Source organism: Deltaproteobacteria bacterium, from assembly GCA_009930495.1.
Lineage (GTDB): Bacteria > Desulfobacterota > Desulfovibrionia > Desulfovibrionales > Desulfomicrobiaceae > Desulfomicrobium.
Genome location: RZYB01000188.1, coordinates 1 through 4,617 on the forward strand (window position 1 = coordinate 1; position 4,617 = coordinate 4,617).

General features: G+C 64.5%; 4 protein-coding genes. All 4 read left to right on the forward strand.

Annotated elements, in window-relative coordinates:
* A partial coding sequence (locus EOL86_12165; protein ID NCD26329.1) for a hypothetical protein occupies positions 1 to 1,512 on the forward strand: 1,512 nt, incomplete at its 5' end.
* Positions 1,509 to 3,191: a type II/IV secretion system protein gene (locus EOL86_12170; GenBank protein ID NCD26330.1), complete on the forward strand. Its 1,683-nt coding sequence runs from the start codon at positions 1,509 to 1,511 to the stop codon at positions 3,189 to 3,191. The genes EOL86_12165 and EOL86_12170, both read left to right, overlap by 4 nt.
* Before the next feature lie 9 nt (positions 3,192 to 3,200).
* Entirely contained in the window at positions 3,201 to 4,430 is a 1,230-nt protein-coding gene (locus tag EOL86_12175; GenBank protein NCD26331.1) for a type II secretion system F family protein, read from the forward strand.
* Between the two features lies 1 nt (position 4,431).
* Positions 4,432 to 4,617 (forward strand): hypothetical protein (locus tag EOL86_12180; GenBank protein ID NCD26332.1); only part of this gene is annotated, 186 nt, incomplete at its 3' end.

The window sequence follows — 4,617 nt, forward strand, 5'->3', positions numbered from 1 at the left end:
CAAACCATGACCACCAACACCTTCGCTTCCCTCAATCTGACCGGCAATCCGTTCTCCATGGCCACCAGCCAGGACGGATTCTACCAAACCCAGGCCACGCGCATGATCCTGGACGAGCTGGCCCACGGCATCGAAACGCGCAAGGGCTTCATGGTGCTCATTGGCGAGGTCGGGGTGGGCAAGACCTCCCTTTCCCTGCAGCTGTTCGCCATGCTCGAAGGCCGCGATGCCGTTTTCGCCTGGATCTTCAACCCCATGTTCACCAAGGAAGAACTGTTCCGGGCCATTGCCGGCGACTTCGGCCTGTCCTGCGAGCGGGACTTCACCCTGCTCGACTATCAAAAGCTGCTCCACGATTTCTTTCTGGCCACGCACGCGGCTGGAAAAACCAGCGTCATCGCCGTGGACGAGGCCCACAACCTGAGCGACGACTCCCTGGAAGCCCTGCGCATGCTCGGCAATTTCGAGTTCGACGGCCAGAAGCTGGTCCAGGTCATCCTCATCGCCCAGCCGGAACTGGCCCAGCGCCTGGAGCGGGAATCCATGCGCCAGCTCAAGAGCCGCATCGCCATTTATCAAGTCCTGCCGCAGTTTGGCCGGGACGAGCTGATCGGCTACGTCAATTTCAAATTGAGTCAGGGCGGATCGCAACTCCGCCTGTCCGGACTGGCCGCCTGGATGCTGTGGCGGGCCACGCGCGGCAATCTGCGCCTGGCCAAGCTGATCATGGAGCGCGCCCTGTACGGCTGCCTGGCCTTTGGCACGCGGAGCATCACGCCCCGGATCATGCGTCTGGCCATCCAGGAGGTGCAAAGCGGCGCCAAGCACGCTGCCCGGCCGATCTCGCGGCCCGTCATCATCCTTGGCGCCGTGGTGGCCGGCCTGATCCTGGTCGGTCTTGGCGCCGCGCGCCTGCCTGGACTGGACGGCCATTGGTCTTGGCCGCCGGCCATCAAGGCCCTGGTCCGCCCGCTTTCGGCGCGGCCCGCGCCCGCCGCGCCCCGGAATTCCACCGACACGGCCAAAGCCGTGAACGCGCTGGAAGCCCTGGCCGGCAAGCCACTGGGACCGGACCTGTCCACGGTTTTGGCCCAGGCCGTGCGCGACAAAAACATCGGACCACTGCGCGTCACCCTGCCGCCGACCATGACCGTGGCCACCCTGGATCGCCTGCCCGGGGCACCGGGATCGAATCCGCGCTGGGTGGCCCTGCCATGGCCGGCCGACGCGACCGACAGGCCGGCGTGGCTCGTGTTCTGGGTGTCGGAATTTCCCGTGGACACGCCTCCGCCCGGCCAAAGCAGTCCCATGGTCCACGCGGCCCAGGAGCGCCTGCGCGCCCTGGGCTTTTTGACCAAACCCGCCAGCGGCCTGCTCAACAGCCCGACCTGGTACGCCATCGCCGACTTCCAACGCTCCGTGGGCCTGCCCGTGAACGGCGCCCTGGACCCGACGACGTTTTTCTGGCTCCGCTTCTCCGCAACCCCGGCCACCACGACACCACGATCATGACCCAACCAACCATCCGCCTCGGCGACCTGCTCAAGGACAAGGGCCTCCTCTCCGACCGACACATCCAATACGCCCTGCAGGAACAGCGCGTCACCGGGCAGAAGCTCGGGCAGGTGCTGACCGGCATCGGCATCGTCTCGGAATTCGACCTGATCCACGCCCTCAGCTCCCAGCTCGGCCTCGACCACATCGATCTGGACAAGGAAGCGCCGGACATGGCCCTGCTGCGCCGCTTCAATCGCGGCACCTGTCTCAACCTGCGCCTGTTTCCACTGCGCCCGGAAGGAGATGTCGTGCTCGTGGCCACGTCCGGTCTGCCCGACGCGGCCATGGAGCAGGCCTGTCTGCGCTTCACCGGCAAGAAACCGCGTTTTCTGCTGGCCGAGGAAAGCAAAATCGTGTCCTCGATCTACAACTACTTCTTTTTTCTGGAAAACCCCGTCGAGGACATTCTGGAGCGCGAGGCCAAAACCCTGGCCAACGACACCACCCTGACCACCAGCCCGGACCGCTTCGTGGAGTACCTGCTGCTGTTGGCCATCAAGGAGCGCACCTCGGACATCCACATCCGGCCCATGGAACACGGCATCAACGTCGCCTTCCGCGTTGACGGCGTGCTCAAGAGCGTGCGTTTCTACCCGCCAAGCCTCAAACGCGTCCTGAGCACCATCAAGCTTGGCGCCGGCATGGACATTTCCGAGCAGCGCCTGCCCCAGGACGGCCGCTGGAGCGCCACCCTGCTGCACCGCAAGTTCGACATCCGCGTCTCGTCGCTGGTCACGCCCTACGGCGAAAACCTCGTCCTGCGCCTGCTCCCCCAGGAACGCGGCAGCTTCAGCCTGCGCGCCCTGGGTTTTTTGCCCGAGGACCTGGACCGGCTGGCCATGGCCTTTCAGGAGCCGTTCGGCATCATCCTGCTGACCGGCCCCACGGGCTCGGGCAAATCGACGACCCTGGTCGCCGGCCTGTCCTCCCTGGATTTGCTCGGCAAGAACGTGCTGACCGTGGAAAACCCCATCGAGTACATCGTGCCCCTGGCCCGGCAGACCCAGGTCAACGAGGCCGCCGGCTACGACTTCGCCAACGCCATGCGCTATTTCCTGCGCCATGACCCGGACATCATCCTCATCGGCGAAATGCGCGACGAACTGACGGCCAAGACCGCCATCACCGCCGCCACCACCGGCCATCTGGTCCTGTCCACCCTGCACAGCAACACGGCCCTGGGCGCCATTCCGCGCCTCAAGGGCCTGGGGCTGGACAATCTGTCCATGGCCGAATCCCTGGTGGCCGTGGTCAGCCAGCGTCTGGTGCGCACCATCTGCGGCCAATGCCAGGAAGCCTACACGCCCAGCGACGCGGAATTGATCTATCTGGGCGCGAAAACGACCACCCTGTACCGGGGCAAGGGCTGCCCGGCCTGCGGCCAGAGCGGCTACCGCGGCCGCACGCTGTTGTATGAAATTTTGTTCATCACCCCGGAAATGCGCCAACTTCTGGAAGAGGACGCCTCCCTGCACGCCCTGGAAACCCTCGCCGTCAACCAGGGCTTCACGACCATGTTCGACATCGGCGTGAAAAAAGCCCTGGCCGGCGACACGACCATCGACGAATTGCAACGCGTTCTCGGCAGCTCCCGGTACACGTCGATCACATCGGCGACGTCCAGCGCGTTTTAGGAACCCGGCATGTATCTTTTCCGCTACAAGCTCCTGGCCGAATCCGGCAAAATCCAGTCCGGCCTGGTCGACCTGCCCCTGGCCGATCCCACGGCCGCCCTGCGGTACATCGAACACGGCGGTGGCATCGCCCTGGAAGTGACGCCCGTGCCGTCGGTGCTCAACGCCGCCGTGCAAACAACCTCCATCGGCCTGGGCACGATCACCCGCCTGGAGCTGGCCGAGTTCTACAACAACCTGGGCATGCTCATCGGCGCCGGCGTGACCGTCCTCGACGGACTGGAGGAAATTCTCGCGGACACCAAAAACCAACGCCTCAAAAACTCCATCCACTGCATCTGCGCCGACATCGAGACCGGCCAGACCTTTTCCGAGGCACTGATCAAGCACCCGCATCTGGCCCCGTTCGTCATCCAGCACATGGTATCCATTGGCGAGGAAACCGGCCGCCTGGACCAGATGCTCAAAAAAAGCGGCGACCACCTGTTGCACATCCACGAAATCGTCAGCGCCACCAAGCGCGCCCTGACCTACCCGGCATTTCTGTTCGTGGTCGTGCTCCTGGCCGTGGTTTTCTGGTTCTGGTATGTGGTGCCGCAACTGGTCGGGCTGTTCCAGGACATGAACATCGCCCTGCCCTGGCCGACCCGCCTGCTCATCGCCGTGTCCGACTGGGTCCAGGCCTGGTTCGGTCCGACCCTGCTGGCCCTGGTCGCGGCCGGCGTGCTCCTGGGCGTGCTGCGGCGCAAGGTCTACCGGGTGCGCTACGCCCTGAGCGCCCTGAGTCTGCGCGTGCCCGTTTTGTCCGTCATCGTGCACACGTCCCTGGTGGCCAGGGCCACGGAATATCTGGGCATCATGATCGGAGCCGGCATTGGCGTCCTGCGCGCCCTGCAGATGATCACCGCCGCCACGGCCAACGAGGTCTACAAGGAGCGCTTGCTCGGGACGCAAAACTCCATTAAAGCCGGGACCATGCTCTCCGCCTCCCTGCGCCAGCACAAAGCTCTCGACCCGTTTGCCATCCGCATGCTCGCCGTGGGCGAAATGACCGGCCGTCTCGACGATCAGGCCGCGTACGTGGCCAAGCTGTATCGCGACAAAATGAACGGACTGGTCCAAGTGCTGTCCAAGACCCTGGAACCCATGATCATGATCGTGCTTGGCGGGCTGTTCGCCATGATCATGATCGGCCTGCTTCTGCCCGTGTACGACCTCATCTCCAAGATAGGAGCCTGACATGGCCACCAACGCGCGCTGGCTCCCGACCATCCTCATCGTGATCGCCCTGGTCGCGGGCACCTGGTATTTCACCGGCGGCCTGCAACGCGCCATGCGCGCCGGGGCCCAGGCCACGGTTTTGCAACGGGAAATCAACGCCCTGAAACAAAACATTGCCCAGGCCCGGGACGAACAGCCCCGGATC

Coding starts and splice junctions, on each gene's coding strand:
- EOL86_12170 (NCD26330.1), top strand. CDS start 1,509: ATGACCCAACCAACCATCCGCCTCGGCGACCTGCTCAAGGACAAGGGC.
- EOL86_12175 (NCD26331.1), top strand. CDS start 3,201: ATGTATCTTTTCCGCTACAAGCTCCTGGCCGAATCCGGCAAAATCCAG.